This window comes from Phycisphaeraceae bacterium (genome assembly GCA_020639155.1).
Lineage (GTDB): Bacteria > Planctomycetota > Phycisphaerae > Phycisphaerales > UBA1924 > JACKHF01.
In genome coordinates this window covers 901399-923971 of record JACKHF010000002.1, presented here as the reverse complement: position 1 = coordinate 923971, position 22573 = coordinate 901399, and the positions used below count along the sequence as shown (strand labels likewise).

Annotated in this window: 13 protein-coding genes; 3 read left to right on the top strand and 10 right to left on the bottom strand. The window is 53.7% G+C overall.

The window, feature by feature from the left end:
• Positions 1–90 precede the first annotated feature (90 nt).
• On the top strand, positions 91–3597 hold the full coding sequence (locus tag H6815_14515; GenBank protein ID MCB9861653.1) for an adenosylcobalamin-dependent ribonucleoside-diphosphate reductase: 3507 nt from the start codon (positions 91–93) through the stop codon (positions 3595–3597).
• A 172-nt stretch (positions 3598–3769) separates the two neighbouring features.
• A complete protein-coding gene (locus tag H6815_14510) occupies positions 3770–5833 on the top strand; it encodes a SpoIIE family protein phosphatase (protein MCB9861652.1) in 2064 nt (687 codons plus the stop codon).
• 9 nt (positions 5834–5842) lie between these two features.
• Here the strand turns inward: H6815_14510 and ccoS are convergent, their stop codons facing one another.
• From ccoS to ccoN, 8 genes are read right to left on the bottom strand one after another with little or no spacing between them, the layout of a single operon-like run.
• Complete coding sequence (gene ccoS, locus H6815_14505) at positions 5843–5998, bottom strand: cbb3-type cytochrome oxidase assembly protein CcoS (GenBank protein MCB9861651.1); 156 nt, start codon at positions 5996–5998, stop codon at positions 5843–5845.
• A gap of 1 nt (position 5999) precedes the next feature.
• A complete protein-coding gene (locus H6815_14500) occupies positions 6000–8474 on the bottom strand; it encodes a heavy metal translocating P-type ATPase (protein ID MCB9861650.1) in 2475 nt (824 codons plus the stop codon).
• Positions 8471–9268, bottom strand: a complete 798-nt coding sequence (locus H6815_14495) for a sulfite exporter TauE/SafE family protein (protein ID MCB9861649.1) — start codon at positions 9266–9268, stop codon at positions 8471–8473. The genes H6815_14500 and H6815_14495 overlap by 4 nt, the downstream gene beginning before the upstream one ends.
• Positions 9265–9753, bottom strand: coding sequence for a FixH family protein (locus tag H6815_14490; protein MCB9861648.1), 489 nt, complete (start codon positions 9751–9753; stop codon positions 9265–9267). Before H6815_14490 ends, H6815_14495 begins: the two co-directional genes overlap by 4 nt.
• Complete coding sequence (ccoG, locus tag H6815_14485; protein ID MCB9861647.1) at positions 9750–11228, bottom strand: cytochrome c oxidase accessory protein CcoG; 1479 nt, start codon at positions 11226–11228, stop codon at positions 9750–9752. The genes H6815_14490 and ccoG overlap by 4 nt, the downstream gene beginning before the upstream one ends.
• Before the next feature lie 27 nt (positions 11229–11255).
• Positions 11256–11837, bottom strand: coding sequence for a c-type cytochrome (locus tag H6815_14480; GenBank protein ID MCB9861646.1), 582 nt, complete (start codon positions 11835–11837; stop codon positions 11256–11258).
• A complete protein-coding gene (locus H6815_14475) occupies positions 11834–12022 on the bottom strand; it encodes a hypothetical protein (protein ID MCB9861645.1) in 189 nt (62 codons plus the stop codon). Before H6815_14475 ends, H6815_14480 begins: the two co-directional genes overlap by 4 nt.
• Positions 12019–14349, bottom strand: coding sequence for a cytochrome-c oxidase, cbb3-type subunit I (ccoN, locus tag H6815_14470; protein ID MCB9861644.1), 2331 nt, complete (start codon positions 14347–14349; stop codon positions 12019–12021). The genes H6815_14475 and ccoN overlap by 4 nt, the downstream gene beginning before the upstream one ends.
• Before the next feature lie 182 nt (positions 14350–14531).
• On the opposite strand from ccoN, the gene H6815_14465 reads away from it, so the two are divergent.
• Positions 14532–14948, top strand: a complete 417-nt coding sequence (locus tag H6815_14465) for an Rrf2 family transcriptional regulator (protein MCB9861643.1) — start codon at positions 14532–14534, stop codon at positions 14946–14948.
• A gap of 62 nt (positions 14949–15010) precedes the next feature.
• On the opposite strand, the gene H6815_14460 is transcribed toward H6815_14465, so the two are convergent.
• Together H6815_14460 and H6815_14455 are read right to left on the bottom strand one after the other, a co-directional pair.
• Positions 15011–21151, bottom strand: coding sequence for a hypothetical protein (locus tag H6815_14460; GenBank protein MCB9861642.1), 6141 nt, complete (start codon positions 21149–21151; stop codon positions 15011–15013).
• A 561-nt stretch (positions 21152–21712) separates the two neighbouring features.
• Positions 21713–22471, bottom strand: a complete 759-nt coding sequence (locus tag H6815_14455; GenBank protein MCB9861641.1) for an aspartate/glutamate racemase family protein — start codon at positions 22469–22471, stop codon at positions 21713–21715.
• Positions 22472–22573: the final 102 nt, after the last annotated feature.

Sequence of the window (22573 nt, the reverse complement as noted above, 5' to 3'; positions counted from 1 at the left end):
CATTCCTTGCGTATCGGGATGTGATCGAATCGGGTATGGAAAGAGTGGTATGGGTTTCGTATCGCACAGATGTGCGGGGAAGATACGCGAATGAAGGTGACACGCAGATTTACGATGGCAGGAACAGACCCCTTTGCGACCACGGAATGGGTGCAGAGGTCGTCGAAGATCACCAACCCCGACGGGTCGGTGGTGTTCGAGATGAAGGATGCAGAGGTGCCCGCGGGATGGTCGCAACTTGCAACGGACATCATGGTGTCCAAGTACTTCCGCAAGGCGGGCGTGCCGCAGTTCACACATCCGTATGCGATCCCCGGCGCATCGGGCGCAGTGCAGAAGACAGATGCGTCGGGCAAGCCCGAGACCGGTCCCGAGCGCAGCGCGCGCCAGGTCATCCATCGTCTGGCGTTCTGCTGGACGCACTGGGGACAGTCGCACAACTACTTCGATACGACCGATGATGCGCACGCGTTCTACGACGAGCTTGTGTACATGATGGTGCATCAGATGTGTGCGCCGAACAGCCCGCAATGGTTCAATACCGGGTTGCAACTTGCGTACGGGATCACCGGCCCTGCGCAGGGGCACTATGTTGCCGACCCGCAGACGGGGAATGTGACGCTCGCTGCTGACGCGTACTCGAATCCGCAGCCGCACGCGTGCTTTATTCAGAGCGTTTCCGACGATCTTGTCAACGACGGCGGCATCATGGATCTGTGGGTGCGCGAGGCGCGCCTGTTCAAGTACGGTTCCGGCACGGGCACGAACTTCTCATCGCTTCGCGGCGAGGGTGAACCACTTTCTGGTGGTGGCAAGTCGTCTGGGCTGATGTCGTGGTTGCGCATTGGCGATCGCGCCGCGAGCGCGATCAAATCCGGCGGAACCACGCGCCGCGCTGCCAAGATGGTCTGTCTTGACATGGATCACCCCGACATCCGCGAGTTTGTGAACTGGAAGGTGCGCGAGGAGATCAAGGTTGCGTCGCTCGTCGAGGGGTTGAAACTTCTCAAGCAGAAGCGCGAAGACATTGCAAAGACCGCAGGTCGTGTCAAGCTCGATCTCGATTACGACTTCAACGGCGAGGCGTACCAGACGGTTTCCGGGCAGAACTCGAACAACTCCATTCGTATCCCTGACGCGTTCTTTGACGCAGTTGATGCAGATGGCGACTGGACCACGCGCTGGCGCACGAATGGCCAGGTTGCGCACACATTCAAGGCGAGCGAACTCTGGAACGATCTGAACTACGCAGCGTGGCGCTGTGCCGACCCCGGCGTGCAGTATGATACCACCATCAACGCGTGGCACACATGCCCGAATGGCGGGCGCATCAACGCGAGCAATCCGTGCTCAGAGTACATGTTCCTCGATAACACCGCGTGCAATCTCGCGTCGTTGAACATGCTGAAGTTCTACGACTCGACCACGCGCACGTTCGATGTTGCTGCGTACGAGCACGGTGTCGATCTGTGGACGACGGTGCTTGAGATCAGCGTATTGATGGCAGCGTTCCCGTCTGAGAAGATCGCGGAACTTTCGTGGAAGTACCGAACGCTCGGCCTTGGGTATGCGAACCTCGGCGCGATGTTGATGCAGGCGGGCATTCCGTATGATTCCGATGAAGCCCGTGCAGTGTGCGCGTGTCTGACATCGATCATGACGGGTCGTAGTTACGCGCAGAGCGCGTGTCTTGCCAGCGAGCACGGCGCATTCCCCGGATATGCCGACGATCGCGAGAACATGCTCCGCGTCATCCGCAACCATCGCCATGCCGCCCACGGCGCTGCACGCGACTCCAGCGCGTACGAAAACCTTCGCATCCGTCCGGTACCGATCGACCACGGGCTGATCGGGTCCGGCCGAGTGAACATGCGCAACATTGCGGAACTCGGTGAGCACGCAAAGAGCGCATGGGATGATGCGCTCGAGCTTGGTCTGCTCCACGGGTACCGCAACGCGCAGGTGACCGTGATTGCACCGACCGGCACGATTGGTCTCCTGATGGATTGTGACACGACTGGTGTTGAGCCGGACTTTGCGCTTGTGAAGTTCAAAAAGCTCGCTGGAGGCGGATACTTCAAGATCGCCAATGCATCGGTGAAGCCTGCACTCCGCGCGCTCGGGTATGCCGACAATGAGATCAAGGGCATTCTTGAGTATCTGCTTGGAGCACTGCACCTCAATGTGCCAATGCCGACTGATGCACCGAGTGCAAAGGAAGGCCAGACATTTGCGCAATGGCTGCTTGCCAGAGGCATGACCGAGGAAGATCTGCATCGGATCGGCGAGGCGCTCCCCAGCGTGTTTGAGCTGAAGTTTGCGTTTGGTTCGTGGGCTCTCGGCGATGCGTGCCTGCAACGTTTGAGTATCGATCCCGAGCACGCAAAGGCAAACTCGGCGTTCAACGCGCTCGCAGCGCTTGGGCTTTCGTCCAGTCAGATCGATGAACTGAACACGTTGATCTGCGGCACGCAGACAGTGGAGGGGTCGCCGCATCTGAAGGCAGACCATCTGCCCGTGTTCGATTGTGCAAACACATGCGGCAAGATCGGCAAACGATTCATTGCACCGACAGGGCACATCAGGATGATGGCGGCGTCTCAGCCGTTTATATCCGGTGCGATCAGCAAGACGATCAACCTCCCGAACAGCGCGACGGTTGAAGATATTGCTTCATGCTATCGGATGAGTTGGGAACTCGGGCTGAAGGCAAACGCGCTCTATCGAGATGGGTGCAAGCTGTCGCAGCCTTTGAACAACACCAGCGACAAGGACGAGGAACTGCTCGACGACGACGATACTGATGCAGAGATTGCCGAGGCTCGCGCTGAGGTCGCCGACGGCGTGATGAATGTTGCGAAGGCGGTTGCCGAGACCGCGCCGGTTGCAGCTGAGAAGGAGACGGTGCGCATTGTCGAGCGTCCGATGCGTCGCAGGCTTCCCGATACCCGCCAGTCGATCACGCACAAGTTCAACATCGCTGGCCATGAGGGCTATCTGAATGTTGGCTTGTATGAAAATGGCGAGCCGGGTGAGTTGTTTATTACCATGGCCAAGGAAGGATCGACCATCGGCGGTCTTATGGACACGCTGGGTACAGCTGTTTCCGTGGCGATGCAGTACGGCGTGCCGATCGAGAGCCTCGTGCGCAAGTTCAGCTATCAACGGTTCGAGCCTGCTGGCATGACCACTAACCCCGACATCCCATTTGCGAAGAGTCTGGTTGATTACATTTTCCGCTGGCTGGGCATGCAGTTTGTCGAGGGATATCGCGAGCAGCACGCGCCAAAGCGTTCGAATCCAATGAAGGAATCATTGAGTGATCGCGGTCCCGATCGGAATGGGTCATCCAGCGAAAAGCAGCATCGCTTGAAGCGTGACGTGCCATACGGCGGACTGGAGGCAGTTGCAGCGCCAGGGTCGAGAACGCAAACTCCTCCATCTGATGGCGGTGCGATGAAGATGGTCTCGTCCTTGTCGGCATCCAACCAGTCGATGGGCGATGCTCCAGCCTGTGATGTCTGTGGCGAGATCACTGTTCGAAATGGAACGTGTTACAAGTGTCTGAACTGCGGAGCAACAACCGGCTGCTCGTAAGAGATATACCCACCACCGCGGGATGTCGGCACACGGTTTCTCCCAACCGTCGAGCCATGGAAAGATGTCCCGCTTCCTTCCCGCACCCCGACCGTCCATCTGGCGGTTGGGGTGGTTTCGCTTTGGAGCGGACTGGATTCACGAATCAATCTCTGTACTTATAGTTCCATCGATGGCATCCACCCAATCCTCTCTCTTGTTCCGACCCGGCTCATGGCCGATTGCTGTCAAACTTGCCGTAGACCTGCTGGTCGCGTCGGTTGTTCCGTTATTGCTGGCAGGGTGGTTGATATCCACTGGTTCACGATCGAATCTTGCACAGCTTTCACAGGACAAGCTTCGCCTGCTCGCTGAATCCGCTGCAGCGAGACTTGATCAGTTGATCTTTGATACCTCACGCGTGGTTGAGCAGGTCGCTAGAGACGAGCGTGTCATCGAGCTTTGTCATGCTGCTGCAAATGGCAGGTACTCGACAGAAGAACGCGGTCCGTTGTTTGATCGTGTCATGGACCGAATGCTCACTGTGATTGAATCAAATAGTGATTATGCTTCAATGTTTGTGACAAACGAGCCTGGCATTGGTCTTGTGGGTACGAGCGAATCAAACATTGGAATGGATTTTACGTTCCGTGAGTACTTCCTTCAGGCGCAGGCAGGGAACTCCTATGTATCACAAGTGCTGATTGGAAAAACATCCGGCGAACCCGGTGTGTATTTCTCGATGCCTGTATACGAGTTGAACACGAGAGTTGAGCAGGAAGAGGGAAGCACTTCTGTAGCAACTGCAGTTCGCGGAAGCGAGGAGCTATCTGTCATCGGCACAGTCGTGCTGAAACTCAAAGGCCAGCGGTTGTGGCGATTGATTGACGAGATCAAGGTTGGTGATCGCGGGCATGGCATGCTTGTGGATGCAAACGGTGTCATACTTGCGCATCCTGACCGAGGTCTGCTCTACCACAGTCTTGCAAAGCTGAGTGAAGCACGTATAGCGGAGATAAATCCGCAACTTCGATACAGTGCTGACACAGTGCTCTCAGCAGATATGCCGGAACTGCAGGATCCGATGACGGGAAGTGAACCTCATGGCAACGCAGTATTTACGCGTGTTCGTCATGCAGATCTTGTGTCTGATGCCCATCCGTTGACTGAGGGGAAGACAGCAACCTCTCGGGAAAAGTGGATAGCTGGGTACGCAAGCCCTCGGCATCGTTCGTGGCGCGTCGTGACTGTTGAGCCACAAGCCCAGTTTTCTGCGGGTATCGATGCAATGATTCGTCAGCAGGTGTTTATTGTGCTTGGGGTCTCTTGCCTGGCTGTTGCTCTTGCGCTCTGGCGAGCACGAAGCATTGCAAAGCCTGTGCTTGAACTCACCGCCGCTGCAAATCAGCTTGCCGAGGGTGATTTCACTGTGACAGCGCCGGTGCGAAACCATGACGAGCTCGGTCGACTTGCGACGACATTCAACCTGATGGTACCGAAGTTACAAGAAAATGTTGCATTACACAACTCGATGCGTGTTGCAATGGAAGTGCAACAGAGCCTGCTTCCAAGCGAAGATCCTCGCGTGCCCGGTCTTGATATCGCGGGTCGAACAAAGTATTGCGACGAGACCGGCGGTGATTACTTTGACTTCATTGAAACAACAAAGATCAACGATTCCAAGCTGCTCATTGCCCTTGGTGATGTGACCGGTCACGGTGTTGCGGCAGCACTGCTGATGGCATCTGCGCGTGCGACACTGCGATCACATGCATCTGAAAAGGGGAAGCTGTCCGACTTGCTCTCATGTATCAACCGCATGCTTGAGGAGGACCGGCATCACAAGTTCATGACAATGATGCTCATCGTGGTAGACCCGGAACAGCATGCCGTGAGATGGTCGAGTGCTGGCCATGATCCGATTATGCTGTGCAGCGTAAAGACGGGGAAAGTGACCGAACTTGATGGCAGCGAACTTCTGCTGGGAGCGATGCCGGACACAACCTATCAGGAGCACGTGTTTGAAGGCATTGAGCAGGGCGATGTTCTTGTGATCGGTACCGACGGGATATGGGAAGCGATGAACGAGAATGAAGAGCTTTACGGGAAAGATCGTTTGCGTTTGGTGATCGAATCACATGTCACGATGGATGCTGCAGGCATTGCTGCTGCAATCGAGAAGGATCTTGCCTCATTCCTTGGATCTGTTTCAGCACAGGACGATATTACGTTTGTCGTTGTCAAGGTGGTCGTATGAAAACGGTGATTAGCTTGGCGATGTTTCATCGTCATCGAGCGCGGCACGGATTGCAGGTGTGTCAAGGTCGTCGAACTGTCCGGACTTGACGGACCAGATAAACGCACCGAGTGCGATTGCTGCCAGCAGTACCGCGAGTGGGATAACGATGTACAGCACGTCCATGCTACATAGTATCGGTGCGGCCAGCGCGAAGCGAGTTGAGCACAACAGTCAGCGAACTGATTGGCATGAGAACAGCCGCGACAAGCGGCGATACATATCCGAGTGTTGCAGCGGTAATAGCACCGGCATTATACAGAAACGAGATTGCAAGATTTGATTTGACGACACGCATTGTGCCTTTGCCGAGTTGGACCGTTGATACGATGTCGCGCAGACCCGGATGTTGCAGGTAGATATCCGCCGCATCGAGTGATGCCTCGGCACCCCCATGGACAGCAATGCCGACAGTTGCAGCAGCCAGAGCGGCAGCGTCATTAACGCCGTCTCCAACCATGATTGTTGTGCCTAACGCTTGTGTTACGACATCAAGTTTGTGCTCCGGTGTTGCTCCGCCAACGACTCGATGAATACCCACAACAGAACCGACATGTTCAGCGATTGCTGGCTCGTCCCCGGAAAGCAGCCCGACATCCCAGCCCAGACGCGTCAGTTGTTCAACAGAGTCTCTTGCATCTTCTCTGACAGCATCACCAGTTGCGACTGCGGCAACAATGGCATTGTCAACCGCGATGAATACCGGAGTGAGTGCGTCGCCAGCAGAGCGTTTTCGCCATGCATCCAAGTCGTCGGGCGTCAAATGAGAATTTTTTGGCGAAGGAGCATCGGTACCGAGTTCACTCTGAACGAATCCAAGAGAGCCTACCACAACTGAATGCCCATTGACGATGCCGGTCACACCTCGACCGGTGTGGTAAGTGACATGCTCTGGATCGGGATAGGTTGTTTGCACATGCGCAGCGATTGCATGTGCGATGGGGTGTGGGATATCCCGCTCGAGCGATGCGGCCAGTTGAACAGCGTTCGCATTGCCAAGCGTGCGAACAATTTGCATAGATCCGGTTGTGACGGTGCCGGTTTTGTCGAGCCAGAGTATGCCTGATCCTGCAAGGGCCTGAAGCGCAGCTCCGGACTTAATTAGCACTCCACGCTTTGCAGCACGACCCAGAGCGATACTGATAGCCATCGGAGTTGCAAGACCAAGCGCACATGGGCATGAGACAATCAGAAGCGAGACGGTGCGCTCTGTAGCTGCAGCACCACCGAGTGGCAGTGCGAATATCCAGGTCAATAAAGCAACCAAAGAGATAACCCCAATGAACCATGCGGTTGCTTTGTCTGCAAGGTCGATGATCGGAGCTTTCTTTGCTGCACCCTCTTCCATAAGTTGCATGAGTTTACTGATGCGCGTTGTTGCGCCGGTGTTTTCAACACGCACGCGGATTTCACGAGATTCGTTCTGTGTTCCAGCAAACACAGATGAGCCTGCAGACACATGCATTGGTCGAGACTCTCCGGTCAGAATCGATGTGTCGAGATGCGATTCCCCATCGATGACAATGCCATCGGCAGGCACAGATTCGCCTGGTTTGACGAGAACGATGGTGTTCTTCTGAAGAGCATCAATCGGAATAACCCGCTCAAGTCCATTCTCATCAACAATGCGTGCAGATGCTGGCACGAGTGAAATGATGTGCTCGATTGCAGATGTTGCCCATCGTTGCTGACGTTGCTGGATAAACCTTGCGAGCAACAACGCGAACACAAGCACGCTAAGCGAATCGTAATACACCTCGCCAGCGTCGCGGAGTGTGCTTACGATGCTCCACACGACCCCAACTGATAATGCAACTGCGATGGGGACATCAAGGCCGATTGTTCTTGCCCGGAGGTGATTGAACGCGCTGCGTAAGAAGATGCGCCCAGGCCAAGCGACGGAGACAATGCTGAAAGCCATGCTGACCCAGCGGATGATTCGTGTGTGCTCTGCCGACATATCGGCGAGTGCTCCGGCGTACAGTGCGACAGCAAAGAGCATGGTGTTCGCAGCACATGCACCTGCAATACCAAGTTGGATAAGTGCTCGGCGGTCCTCCTGCTGGCGTGTCTGCTGTACTGCCACCGATCGTGGGAGCGTGGGCCTGTACCCAAGTGACCCAATGATCTTTGCGATGTCGGATGGCTTTGTTGTACTCGAGTTATATCTCACATCGATTGTGTGCTTTGCAAGGTTCACACGGGAGTCGAGCACACCAGATGATATTCGTGGCAATCGATCAAGAAGCCAGACACATGCTGCGCAATGCATGCCATGCACGCCGATGGTTGCATTGCACGTGGTTGTCTCGGCATTGGATCGAACCCACTGTTCGACATAGGTTGGCGAATCAAACTCTTCATATGTATCGCGAGCGGCGGAAGGAGCGACTGCTTGCTTATTGCGAAGTGTATAGTACCGATCAAGTTCAAACTCATGAATCACAGAGTACGCTGTACGACATCCATTGCAGCAGAACTGCTTCTCGTGCTCGGGTTCTATCAAACCCGCAGGAACAGGAAGCCCGCAATGATCGCAGAGCAGGCAGTCACGTGATTTGGCACGATCAATAAGTGAGGAGTTCGTTGAGATCGTGGTCACGGTGAAGTAGTGTCCGCAGAACAGGGCAGATCATTCACAGAGACTGTCGGTACGAACGATGCCTTTGTTGTATCAGCCTGATGCGCTTCGATTCTCTGTTGAAACGCATCAAGATTGAGGGGTTTCAGTCTGCCGCTGAGAGTAAATAATCCAACAAGAAGTACGAGGAGTGATGTAACCACAGGCATGTGTTGGCGCAACGGGCCAAGACCTGTCTTGATACCAACGCCAACAGCAGCGAGAGCAGGGAGCGTGCCAATCCAGAATATAAACATGACGACGCATGCAGTGAGAGGATTGTGCGTTGTTGCAGCTGTTGCAATAAACAAGTAAAGCCAGCCACATGGCAGCAGCGTGGTTGTTGTGCCGATGACAAATGCGCGGGGCAGTGCAGGCCATGATGAGACACGGCGTGTGACAACACCCACATATCTGGCGAGCCGCTTTGGTACACGAAACCGAAAGGTCTTTTTTCCGGTTGCTGTAAGCAGCAGTTTGATACCGAAGACGATCATCATGCCACCAACAAGATATGTAGCAAGGTGCTGCACACCGAGTGCGAGTCCACCCATGTCAATGAGTGAGCCGGCAAGCCCAGCGATCGCGCCGAGTGTCAGATACGTCCACAGTCTGCCCAGATGGTACATTGACTGAAGCGAGACATGTGACGACTGTTTACCGCTGGTGGGTTCCAGCGCATAGGCAAGAAACGCGCCGCACATACCCGCACAGTGCATCGAACCGAGCAGGCTCGCGGTCAGCACAGCACCCAGCATAGCGAGCGTGACATTCACTTGACCTGATCCCCTATCCTTTGCAGCAGATGCAGTTGATGTGAGCCGAGGTATGTGTCACCATCTCGTTTGATAGTGAGCTTGATATTCCACTCACCAGCACGCAATGAAGGAAAAGCTGCGTCATACGTGCCGGGTGTTGCTGGAACAAACTCGAGTGTTGACTGTTCAGCGGCATATCTTGAATGGAATACCTGAGCAGTCACCGTCGCATTTTCAACATGCTGTGAGTTCTCGTCAAGCACGATCGCACGAATGAACATGTCAGATCCGATTGGTATTGCAGCTACATGCACCTTCCAACCAAGCGCATCACTTGCGGCCTGTCTTTCTTTGGTTGCATCCCACTCGACAGCCTTCGTGTAATAGTCGGGAACAACCGCAAACGACGGATCGGTTGTCGCAACATACACGGTGATACCAACGACGAAAAAATTGATTGCAAGCAGAAAAAAGATAAAATGTGGCCAGAGACGGAGTTTCACTTTGGCTCCTCGGTATGTGGTGTTGTTGTCGCCGGTCCTGTTGGACCCAGCAATATAAACTCGCCGTGCGCGACTTTCTTCATATCACTCTCCAGAACAAGCTTCGTTTGAAGCTTTCCCTGCGTGAAAGAATCGGCTGGTGCAAGGATAAATCCGGAAACTGTTTGTGTTTTGCGAGGAGGGATGACGAAGGAACTGTGCTCGGACCGGAACAGTATCGAAGGAGCGTTGTCGAACATAATGGTGTATGTTTGCGGTTTATCAGATCTGTTTATGACCCTGAGGTCAACCGGATTGCCAACCAGATTGTTTTCGAACTCTGTATATGGTAAGCCCTTGCCGCGAAGAATCATCAACTCAGTTCCGCCTTTCCCGGCGAGTAACAGTGCAAAGAGTGCAAACACAGCTGCAATAATGAGAGGATAGATGATGGTGCGAGGACGGATGAGTTTGCGGGGGCTGCCAGCGTCGTGCGCCTGCGAAGAGTATCTGATGAGGTTGAGCGGCCGATTGAGCTTCGCCATCACATCGTTACATGCATCGATGCATTGTGCGCAGTTGATGCACTCCATCTGCAACCCCTCGCGGATGTCGATCCCGGTGGGGCAGCATGTAACACACTTAAGACAGTCGACACAGTCACCAGTAGAACTGTCTGTTTCGCCGCGCTTCTTTTTCCCTCGCGGTTCGCCGCGTTTCTTGTCATATGCAATGATCAGCGAGTCTTTGTCGAGCAGCGCTGACTGCATCCGGCCATAAGGGCACATTACAATGCACACCTGCTCGCGGAAGAATCCGAAATCAAGCAGCATGGCGATGGTCACGCCAGCCATGATCATGAATGACACGGGATGCTCGAATGGCGATCGAGTGACCCATTGGCGAAGTGCATCCACGCCGACAAAGTACGCAAGGAAGATGTGTGCAAGATAGAGCGATACAAGAACGTATGTCACAGTTTTCAGAGCTGTTCCAGCGCCGGATGTGTGCAGCCAGTGCTTGAGTGTCCCCTTCTTTGCCATTCGTCCGGGCGTGCCCGTGAAGAACCGCTCGATCGGTCTGAACACAAACTCCATGTACACCGTCTGTGGGCAAGCCCAGCCACACCAAACTCGTCCAAAGAGTGCTGTAAAGAGAAAGATGGAAAGGAAAATGCCGACCATTAACAGAGCAAATAGCTCAGTGTCTGTTGGCAGGAACTCAAATCCAAAGATGTGGAACCTGCGATGGGCAATGTCGAGCAGCACCCATTGCTTTCCTCCGAACCTGATGTATGGCAGGATAGCAAAGACAGCGATGAGCACCCACGCGGTGATGAGACGCTTCCGATAGAGTGGGCCATTGATCGGCTTCGGCTTAATCCAGCGTCGTGAACCATCCTCATTCAGCGTCGAGAGCACCCGCTTGGGCTGAGACCCTGCTTTGTCCGCGGAAGTCGACTTTGCTGAAACCGTGATATTGACCTGTTCTGTCATGATGATCCCGCTCTACGCAGCATGCCGTTATGGCTGCAACTCAGGCCATGGCTCGATGGGGTCACCTTCCGGTGCTCGTCCGCCTGGAACATGTGTTCCTCGGAGATTTGCAACAAAGGCTGTGAGCAGAACACGCTCGTTCTGGTTCAGACGTTCGCCCCACGCGGGCATTGCACCAAACTTTGCTCCGTTCGTAATGACGCTGTACACATCCATGAGCGTCTTGACGTTCAAGTACACGTCATCGGTCAGGTTTGCACCATTGTTTCCTTGGCCTTCATTAAAGTGGCAGGATGAGCAGTTACCAACAAACATGCCCTTGGCAACCGCCATCATCTGTTCGTTCTGTCTCATCTCAAGCACAGTCTGCACATCTGCTTCAAGATCACCGATCTCGCCGAAGATGCGTTTGTATTCGGCAACCTGCGCGCTCTCCCACTGGTCATGGACTGACCACGACAAAGGTGAAACGTGAAAGAAGAAGAGGTACAAACACGAGAACAACACGCTTCCCATAAATAGGGTGTGCCACCATCCGGGGGTGGGATTGTCGTACTCACGGATCCCGTCATACTCATGGTTGAGCAGTTCGTCACGATGTGAGGTCATTGATGGGCTCCTGTGGTTGTGTCGTCAGTTGCTAGCGGCAGGTTCGCAAGCTCCTCGTACCCACATCGTGTACGCTTCGTAATCAACCGAATCGACACAGCAGCAAACACGCAGAGAAAGATGATGAGTGCGACTTGAGGAAAAAATGAGAGGTCGAGATTTCCCATAATGTCAGAGAGTCTCATTGGGTTTCCTCCGTTGCTTCGGATGTTGGGGCGGGTTTGTTGATATCCGTGCCAAGCCGCTGCAGATACGCCACCAGGGCAATCACTTTCTTGTCTTCCATGCCCTGATACTTGGTCGTGGTTGCAAGAAGTTCTTCATTGATCTTCTTTGCCTGCTCCTTTGCAGCTTCCACGGCGTTGTTGTCCTTGACAAGGTTGCCGTATGGAACTCCAAGCATCGCCATGACATTCACACGCGACTGGATGGAATCAAAGTCCAGCGTTTCCCTGAGAAGGTGTGAGTACGAGGGCATGATGGATTGTGGCGTCACAACTGCGGGAGCATCGAGATGGTCAATGTGCCACGAATGGCTTTGCTTTCCACCCTCACGAGCAAGATCCGGGCCGATGCGTCGACTGCCCCATTGGAACGGATGGTCGTACACAAACTCGCCTGGCTTTGAATACTCGCCATAGCGCTTCGTCTCGGCCCAGATTGGTCTGATCATCTGAGAATGGCAGTTGTAGCAGCCTTCTGCGAGGTAGATATCGCGTCCAGCGAGCTCGAGCGGTGTGTACGGCTGCACGCTCGCGATCGAAGGCACATTTGATCGAATAAGGAATGTCGGGATGATTTCAAATAGCGATGCTGCGGCAACGGCAAGCAGCACAAGGACGGTAAAGAACCTCGGCATACCTTCCCAGCGACGATGCCATGCCCCTTGGATCTTGCGATCGAGCCAGTGCCCGATCTCGATATTACTTGTAAGGCGGGAGTGAGGATCTTCGACCGGCTCAGGACGACGTGCGAGCGGAGCCGCACGCTGCACTGGTTCCTCGTAGGTTGCGGGTCGTGTGCGCCACGTCATAAACAGGTTGAACGCAGCCATGCAGGCGCCGAACACGTACAACGATCCACCGATCGCACGCGCGATGTAGAACGGATGCATCTCATTTACTGTTTCTGCAAAGTTTGGGAATGCGAGTGCACCTGTTTCATCGAATGCACGCCACATCAGGCCCTGTGTGATACCACCCCAGTAGATTGGAATGATGTAGAGCAGGATACCGATGGTGGCTGTCCAGAAGTGTGTGCCAGCAAGCTTTACTGAGTACAGCTTTGTTTGGAAGATGCGTGGCGCGAGCCAGTACAGCATGCCGAACGTCAGAAATCCGTTCCATCCAAGGGCGCCTGCATGCACGTGAGCGATTGTCCAGTCAGTGTAGTGTGAGAGCGCATTGACCGTCTTGACCGAGAGCATCGGTCCTTCGAATGTTGACATCATGTAGAACGTGACGCCGACAACAAAGAACTTGAGAATCGGATCGGCGGTCACCTTGTCCCATGATCCGCGAAGTGTGAGAAGACCGTTGATACCACCACCCCACGAAGGCATCCACAGCATCACACTGAACACCATGCCGAGCGATGAAGCCCAGGCGGGCAGACTGGTGTAGTGCAGATGGTGGGGGCCAGCCCAGATGTAGATAAACACCAGCGACCAGAAGTGGATAATGCTGAGACGATACGAATACACAGGTTTTTCTGCGGCCTTGGGAATGAAGTAGTACATCAGCCCGAGGAACGGTGTTGTCAGGAAGAATGCCACCGCATTGTGACCATACCACCACTGCATGAACGCGTCCTGCACACCCGCGTACACGGGGTAGGACTTCATCAGTTGATCGATCGAGTGGAACTCACCTGTAGTCAGGAAGTGATACGCTCCCACAGGAATCCAGAGGTTGTTGAAGACGTGCAGCATTGTCACGGTCACGATGGTTGCGATATAGAACCACAACGCGACATACATATGACGCTCACGACGATGGACGAGAGTCATCAGGAAGTTTGTACCGAAAAATCCAAGCCACACGACTGCAATTGCAAGATCAATGGGCCATTCCAGTTCTGCGTACTCCTTGCCCTGCGTGATGCCGAAAGGAAGTGTCAGTGCGGCTGACACGATAATGAGTTGCCAGCCCCAGAAGTGGGCCAGACTGAGCTTGTCAGACCACATACGTGTCTTGCAGAGACGCTGGGTTGAGTAGTAGACCGCGGCGAATATAGCGTTTCCTGCAAACGCAAAGATTGCAGCATTTGTGTGCAGTGGGCGCAGCCGACCAAAGGAGGTCCACTTCAGTCCAAGGTTGAACTCACGAAACGCCAGTTGAAGTGCGATGAGCAAGCCAGCAGAGAACGCAACCAAGCCCCAGATGATCGTCGCAGCGACAAACTTGCGGACGATTGCATCGTTGTAAACGAACTCATCCATTCCATGCACGGCAGCAGGATTTGAAGTGGAGCCATGGGCCCCAATCGAGTCGTGTGTCGCTTCGATTGCCATGAAAATGCCCTTTTTGCGATAATAATACGGTTTTCGAACCAATTGTGGACAAAAGGATCTTCAGATCTTATTATCCTCAATACGTGTTCGATGGTCAAGCAAACCACAACGAATACCCAGCAAATATCGGAATATGGGACGCGATCAGACGAGGAGTTAGTTGAGTGCTTTCACAAAGTGTCATGTACGCCACGCAAGCGCTGACAGTGCTTGCGAGAGACCCGGATCAGGCAATGCTGGTCAGGGATCTCGCAGAGGCTGCGCATGTGCCAGCACCATATCTCAGCAAGATTATTCAGAAGCTTGTACGCAAGGGTGTGGTGACAACGCAACGAGGTGTTGGTGGTGGGGTTGCACTCGCTCAAACACCAGAAACAATCACTCTGTACGATGTGTGCGACGCGCTTGATGATCCAGTCATTCAACCGCAGTGCATGATCAGCACCGCAGAATGCACCGACGATCGAGCGTGTCCCTGTCATTCATTCTGGTCGAAACAGCGACACGAACTGATCGCGTTTCTTAAGCAGCACTCAATCTTCAGCACGATCTCATCGGATGATTCACAGGAAAATCAATCGCGTGGCTCGTCAGTTTGATAGGACGAAAAAACAAGGGGCTGGAGAAAACCGGCCCCTTGCGATACCCAGATGTGTGCGGGTCAGATGTTTGAGAGTGCTGTCTGCAATCCGAGCGGAGCACCGGAGGTGCCGAAACCGCCGCCCAGGAACAGATCGTAATGGACGAAGTTCACGGCAAACGGTCTGGCTGCAGATGTCTCTATACTGAAGAAGTTCAACCCGCCACGTTGCTGGAAGATCTGCAGGTCGTGGAGTTTCAACTGTGCAAAGCTGTTGGCACCAACATTCACTGTTGTTGTGAACTCAGCGCCATCGGAGAAGTACAGCTTGACCGAAACCGGTAATGCAATCGAGTCCGGATTGTAGAAGCTCAGTGTTTCAAGGTACACTGTACCTGCACTGTCCGCGTTAATGAACCCATCACCGAAGAAGTAGTCGGTTGCGAGTTGTGTTGTTGCCAATGAGCCGTTGGAGTCGCTTGAGCGGCTTTCAATGACATCGACTGTGACCGGCAGCAAAGACGAATACGTCAGACCGATCGGCTGGTTCTGCACCACACCAAGATTCGATGCGCTGATCGTCAGCGAAGAACGAGGCTGGACGTTGAAGATACGAACAAAGTTTGGCAGACCTGACGAGATGTAATCACCATTGAACGTGACGCTGGCCGGACTTGAGCTCGGGTTGAAGATGTGGATCTCGGGAATGAGATCATCGGAGAAGGTAATCGCGGGGATTGCGCCTTCGGTTGCTCCACCCATCGAATCACCCAGTTGTGAGTATCCCGACTTCGCAGCGGTGTCATAGTGGCTCTGCGAGACAACCACGCCAATATGCGGGTTGGAACTGTTTGCAGCTTCAGATGTGACTGTCACACCATACGTACCCACGGGCAACACGCTGATGTCGTTGATGCTCCATCCGCCACGTGAGTTTGGTGCAGCTGTCTTTGCAAACTTCACCACGCCGCTAAGGGTATACACGTTCATTGTGACAACCGCTGCGGTTGTATTTGGATTGAAGAACACGATGAAGTCGTTCACCGACCCTGGATTCCGCTCGATCTGAGCGAAGCTCCAAGTCGATGAGGTTTCGCCTGTAAAGCTCTCACCTAATGACAAGCCAAAGTCGTAATGAGCGAATGTTGCACCAAGCATGCCCGTCGAACTGATAACGAGTGAGTATGGCGCGTTCTCCGGAAGCGAGGCTGACGTGGAGCCGCCTGCGAAGCGGTCGGAAAGCGTGGCACCGCTACGGTGACCGGCTGCGATCGAGCCGGACCCCACAGTGATGGGACTTAGAGATGAGTTCTCAAAGAATGCGGTAATTGTGTAGGACACCGAGAACGAGTTCGGATTAATGATCGAGACGAACTCGCTTATCTGATCTGCTGCAAATCCTTCAGGGAAATACAGATAGTGGGTGCCCGGCTCTGTGTCAACACGCACGGAGTATGACCCGGTGCCCGCACCGATGCCGTCTACAAGTACAAAGTACTGTGCACCAGCCGTCGCGGTATTGAATGTGACGTAGGCATCAGAACCTGGGAGGCCTTCGGTGTCGAACGCGACCTGCTGGAACGAACTGTTAAAGATCGTGATAGACGCGTCGAGCAGCGAACCCTTTGGCACCTGGATGTCAATGAACGCCTTGCCAGCAGCGAGACTGGTAAATGTAAACAGATCGGTATCACCACTGGTTTCGATCTGACCGGTCGCCAGCGCGTCACCATTTATGTTCGAGAGCAGGATTGCTGTTGCCATCGCCCACTGACCTGCGTTTGCGTGGTCATCGGAACTGCCACCACCGCCGCCACCGGTTGGAGCAGCACCTTCGACCTGCAGCAGATATGCTCCGGTTGTGACGATCTGAGTCTGATCTGAACTGACAAGGACGTAGACACGTTCATCAACGGTTGTTGGCGTTACAGAGACGACAACTTCACCATTTTGAATTCCATCAAGATCACCAGCGCCGCCGTCTGTGACATTGGTGGTCAGAGCCTGTGACTCGTTGTATACGCGAATAACAGGGTTGAAGTCACTTGCGGGTGTGAGGATTGTGAGTGTGTATGCAGAGTTGACGAGCGTATCAAAGTAGAACATGTCGGTATCTGTGCCGACTTCAAGAATGCCCGAACCCTGGCCATCACCTGTTGTCGCATTCAGAACGATCTCGGTTGCCAGTGTGAACTCTGAGATATTTGCATGGTCATCCACAGTTGGTGTGTTGACATCGACTGTGTATGCACCGGTCGAGTCAGTGAACGAACCACCAGACACACCCTCGATCTGGAAAAAGTATGTTGCGTTTCGCTGGACGTTGAATGTAAAGGTTGTTGATGAGATGGATGCGTCAGGCCCTTGTCTGACGAATGCACTCGTGTTCAGATCTGCAATTGGGTTGTGGTTTGCATCAAAGACTCGAATCGCAGGACGCAACACGCTGCTGGCCGGGCTTGTGACGCTCAGCACAGAGACACCGCCTGCTGGCGAGATGAACTTGAACAGATCGGTATCGCCGTCCTTCTCGATAATACCGTCAGCATCACCATCGCCAGTGGAAGGCACGACGGTAACTGATGATGCGAACTGCCATTCACCAGCATCCGGATGATCGTCTGTTGGTGTCAGTGACAGCAGCAGTTGGTACGCGCCACGATCCTGGTTCGGATCGGTACCGGATACAACAATGTAATACTGGTTGAAAGAGTTGTTCTGTGCGGCGGTTGTCGGAGTCCTGTCGGGCGCACTAATGGAGAAACTCGTTGACGCGATGCCATCATCGTCATCTTCATCAAATGCAATCTGCAGGGGAATGGGATTTGCTGTTGAGAAAGTTACTGTTGCGGCTGTTCTAACAGTATCCAGTCCAATCTCGTAGATTCGAACAGCCGGGTTGAAGCCCGAAGTGAGACTGGTAATCTGGATGTTTGCAATATCAAATGCTTCAGCAGTAAACACGAAGACGTCGGTATCTCCGAACTCCTCAATTGTTCCTGATTCAGAGCCAGAGCCGACAAAATCGAGCACCGGGATAACGGTTGCATTGCCAAAGAATAGATAGTCCGCGTGGTCGTCCTCTGCAGCGAGACCGGAAACGGTGAGGTCATATCCTCCCTCGCTGACACCCGTGCTGCCAACAACGATGAAGTAGTCTTCGCCTTGGCTCACAGGTATCGATACGGAGACAATGCCGGGATTCGTTGCGCTTGCTTGCGCGACAATCTGCGTTGTTGCCCTGTCATAGACGGTAACAGTCGGGACAAGTAGGCCACTTGTTGTTTCGACTGAAATAGCAGCGACTCCTGTTGCACTTGCCTTCAGCAGGAAGGAATCGGTATCAACGGGATTTGCAAACGTGTTGTCGATAAACCCTGACACGGTGCCGGTACCGGTTGCAAGATCTATCGGAACGACCGTGGATTGTGCAGAGTTTGCATTCTCGTGGTCATCGTCGAAGTTCAGGTTCGTCATTGTGTTGAGCAGCAACTCATATGAACCCGTTGCGTGATTCCAGTCGACAAGGCTGAAGTCCGCATTTGCCTGTATATTGCCAGCCGCTGCAAGTGCTGCCTGGAACTGAGCAAACTGGCCGCTTTCAACCTGGATGAAATAGGTTTCACCAGCCTCCACATTGAACGTAATGCTCGCATCGCGACCCCAGAAGGTACGCTCGTTGGTACCAACAGTTGTGGTCTCTGTTTCGCCATCGATAGTGGAGTTGTAGTTGTTGAACGCGATCTGCTCAAAGTCATTGTTGAAGATGCGAAGGCCGGAATGCAGCCAGCTGCTGTATGTGCCATCGCCTGGAATGCTCTTGCTCGCAGTAGACACAGTGGGGGCCATCGGTGGCGGACTCATTGGATCAAAAGTGAAGTCGGAAATGATTGTTTGGAAAGTGTCCGCAAGATCGGTCGTGTTGACTCTAACCTCTGCGGTACCGTTTGCAGTTGCGGTAAACCTGTAGAGATCTGCATCGTCAATACGTTCGATTGAGTTGTAGGTTCCCTCTTCAAGAATACCAACGGCACCGAGCGGTACAGCCATGGTTTGCCAACCATTGCTGCTGAAGCCCAATGCTCCGACATTGGTGCGCATAATCGCGCGCTCGGTACCGCCTGAGATGTTAAACAATCCGTCGATTGCACCGATGGTGTTTGCATCGCCTGTTGTTGGATTTTGGGAAATCTTGGTTGCGTTAATCCATGCGCCACGGTCGAGTGTTTCGACATAGTACTCATCGCGGAAAGCATCATTGAATGGATCGGGGTGCAAGCCGGTTGTGTCGTCGGCTGGCATTGCGTCAACCGCAAGCACCAACTCGTACCTTCCGGATTGGAGACCAGCGACCTCAATGAAGTATGGGTATCCACCCCAAACTTCAAGGCCTTCTGGCTCACTGCCAGCATACGTAAATGGATCAGGACCCATCGGAGCTGGGCTCAAAGGGTCTGGTTCATACCAAGACGGATTGAGCCATCCGATCGAGTTTGCATTGGTTGGTGCCGGCGTCGGAAAGCCCGGAACGGGGTTGACCAGTGTCGTGCCGTCAGCAATGAGGTTGAAGTCGGCATCATAAATTCGAACCTCGGGCGACGAGACAAACGAACCAGTGTCAGCATTCAGGATGAGTTGCAGACGTCCTGATGGAGACAGATCGTCCGCCCACTGATCAGGAGCTGGTGCCATCACCGTTGGATCCTCAAATCCAGCGTACGCGCCAAGCATGTCAACAGGCGGCACAAACATAAAGATGTCGGTGTCGCCGGGTTCCTGGAGGCGACCGGTGACCTGGCCGAACACTGAGCCCGCGAGGTTATGGTTGCCGCGCAGATATGACATATTTGTCAACGTGGTTGGCTGAATGGAACTACCGATCTGGTCACTCCATGTCACATGCGTTGCCTTTTCAAACCCGCGTCGTATCTCGTCGGCTGTTCCGGTGAGGTCGGGAAGATCCGCGTGATCGTCATTGTCACCGGATGGAGTGATTGCGTGGTTCGCTTCGAGCACAAGAATGAACTCGCCGGGAGTGGGATCATCAAAGTCTTCAGCGACCAAAAAGTACTGTGTTCCACCGACAAGCTGTATTTGTACTTCGGCGTTCGGACCGAAAGCATCGTCACTGAATCCGATCAGATTGCCATCGCGGTTGTATACGCGGAGAGCTGGATCAGCAATTTGATTTGGCCCAGGTAGTGGGACCATGGTCAGAATGCCTAAGCCAGTTCCCTGCGAAACAAAGTCGAATGACTCTGTGACCGTACCACCAGCACCTGTAGAACTGCCACCAAACGAACGGAAGGCAGTACCGTACCGCGTAACAGGATCAAGCGGGACGTTGATCGTTGTAAAATCGAGATTCATGCTAAAGCCACCGATGGATCCAGAAGATCCAAGGGCAAACTCGTCACCACGAATGCGGATGTAGTATGTCAGATCCGGATCACTTCGAACCACTGCAAACGCATCATTCAGACGACCAGTTTGTGAATCACCCTTAATGAAGTTGCCGTCACTGTCGTAGATGTCAAGGCGGGGGTCCAGCAAACCAGCATTGCCAATATAGAGAGTCGCAATGCCGTTATACTCATCGCCTGATCCGGTGGTGACTTTGTAAAGGCGATCATTGCCGTTTGTCACAATGTTGCCGGCGGTGGTATTTTGCCCATTCATGTCCAGCGAGATGGTGGCGACACTCGCATTGACTCGAACTGTGTACGCGCCTGTTGAGCCGGTTCCTGTTGTATTGTCAGACATAACACGCACGTAGTAGGTTGTGCCTGACTCTGCTTTAAAGACTGCACGTCCATCTGTGAAGACACCGCCAGTCAGTGTACCATCGTTAGAGCTTGCACTGACCAGTGTTGCGTCGGCTGTGTATACCTCGACGCGAGAGTTCAGTGAGCTTGCGCTGTTGATCGTGTCCGCCCAGATTGACACCAGATCGTCGCTCGGTGCAACAAACTGGAAGACATCGTCATCGAGCGCTGGATTGATAATGCCGGTTGAACTTCCAACGCCCGCGGTAAGTGTAATTGGCGTCGCACCAATGCCCGAGAGTGGAAGGCCGAAGCTCGGGTGATCGCCACCAAGCAGCAGTCGCTGCTCAAGCTGATCAAGACCTTCGAATCGTCCCGCAGCTTTCGCAAGCCGCGATGCAGTGCGAAGATTTGCACGCGGCTGGCCTGATTGTGCGTTGTTAGTCTGATTGATCATCGGGTAACTCTCCGTGATTCGTCTTGATGGTGTCTCGGATTAAACGGGCACAAAGCAAAGCGCGTACCACAACTGCATGGTACGGTCTTCGCAGAAGCGCTGCTGGCATCATGCGTCATTGACAGGCAGAAATCACTGCGTGTGTGCGCACACCCAATCAGCTCTGGTTGAGGATTGGAAGTGTACGGTGCCTCTGCCATACAGGTCTCACATCCGCACGTGACAATCATCATGCCAAAGTGCGATACTACGTGGTGCGTTCGCGACTCTCATCCTCGCCGCTGACTCAGATCAGGGGGGACGGCGCCTTCAGCCTGAAGCACGCAGCTTCATGACTGGGTGCTCCCGCAGGGGGTACGGGAGCAAAGGTCCTACAGCATACAGGACTTCGAGCGCTGTGTCGAGCGAAATTCGTGATTTTTATCACGCAAACTGGGACACGCAGCGCAGTCCGGATGCACCGACCACATCATTATAGATACTCGTGATAGTCTCAACGGTTCCAGAAGCTGCTGTGAATTCTGGTTGAAAGAGGCATGGCAGCAGAGAATCACAAGATGCTTAACTCGTGATATTCGCAGAAAGTGTCCAGTTGACCACGTGTTCGGCAAGTATGTCGACACTGTCGTAGATCGGCACCGGGCAGCGCTCTGCGGTTGTGGCCAGTTGACCCTCAGAGCAGCACAGCAGAATGGAATCTACTCCCCGGTCGAGCAGCCGATTGATGATTTCGTCGATCTTTGCCTGAGAAGCAGACGAAACCTCACCGAAGACAAGCTCCCCAAGGATGATTGCGTGCAGGATGTCAGAGTCTGATTCTGCCGGTGCAACAGCCTTGATGCCCTTCATCCCCAATGCTGTCTGATACACGGATCCGCCCGTAACCCACTTTGTCCCAAGAAGACCAACCGTGGAGCGATTGTCCCGCTCGATGACGGTTGTGGCTGTGTCAGTCATTGCAATCCAGGGGATTGGAGAGTCTGTTTCGGCAAGGTGAAGTGAGAACTGAACGGCATTATCGGGCGTAACACAAACTTCAGCACCGGCGTGATGAAGGATTCGAGCTGACTTTGCCAACAAGCCACCAACGGCTGGCCAGTTCAACTGTTCAGCAGCCCTGATGTACTCGGTAAGCGGTTCGTTGTGGAAAGTAATGCGTGGCTGTTGTGAAGCGGGAAGGGTGTGAGCTATGTGGGCAAAGAGGCGCTTGTAAAAAAGAGATGCACCAACCGGAGAGACAGCTGCCACGCCAATGTGGCGAGGGAGCGAAGCGGGATCACCACGCACGACAGTTGCCAGAGATGGTGACTGTGATTCCAAGCATGCATCATATACCTAAACTCATTCAAGGCGGGAGAGATTCAAGGTCTCGTGATTTATAGGACTACGCTTGCGTATTCATACCCTTATTGGTGTAATGCA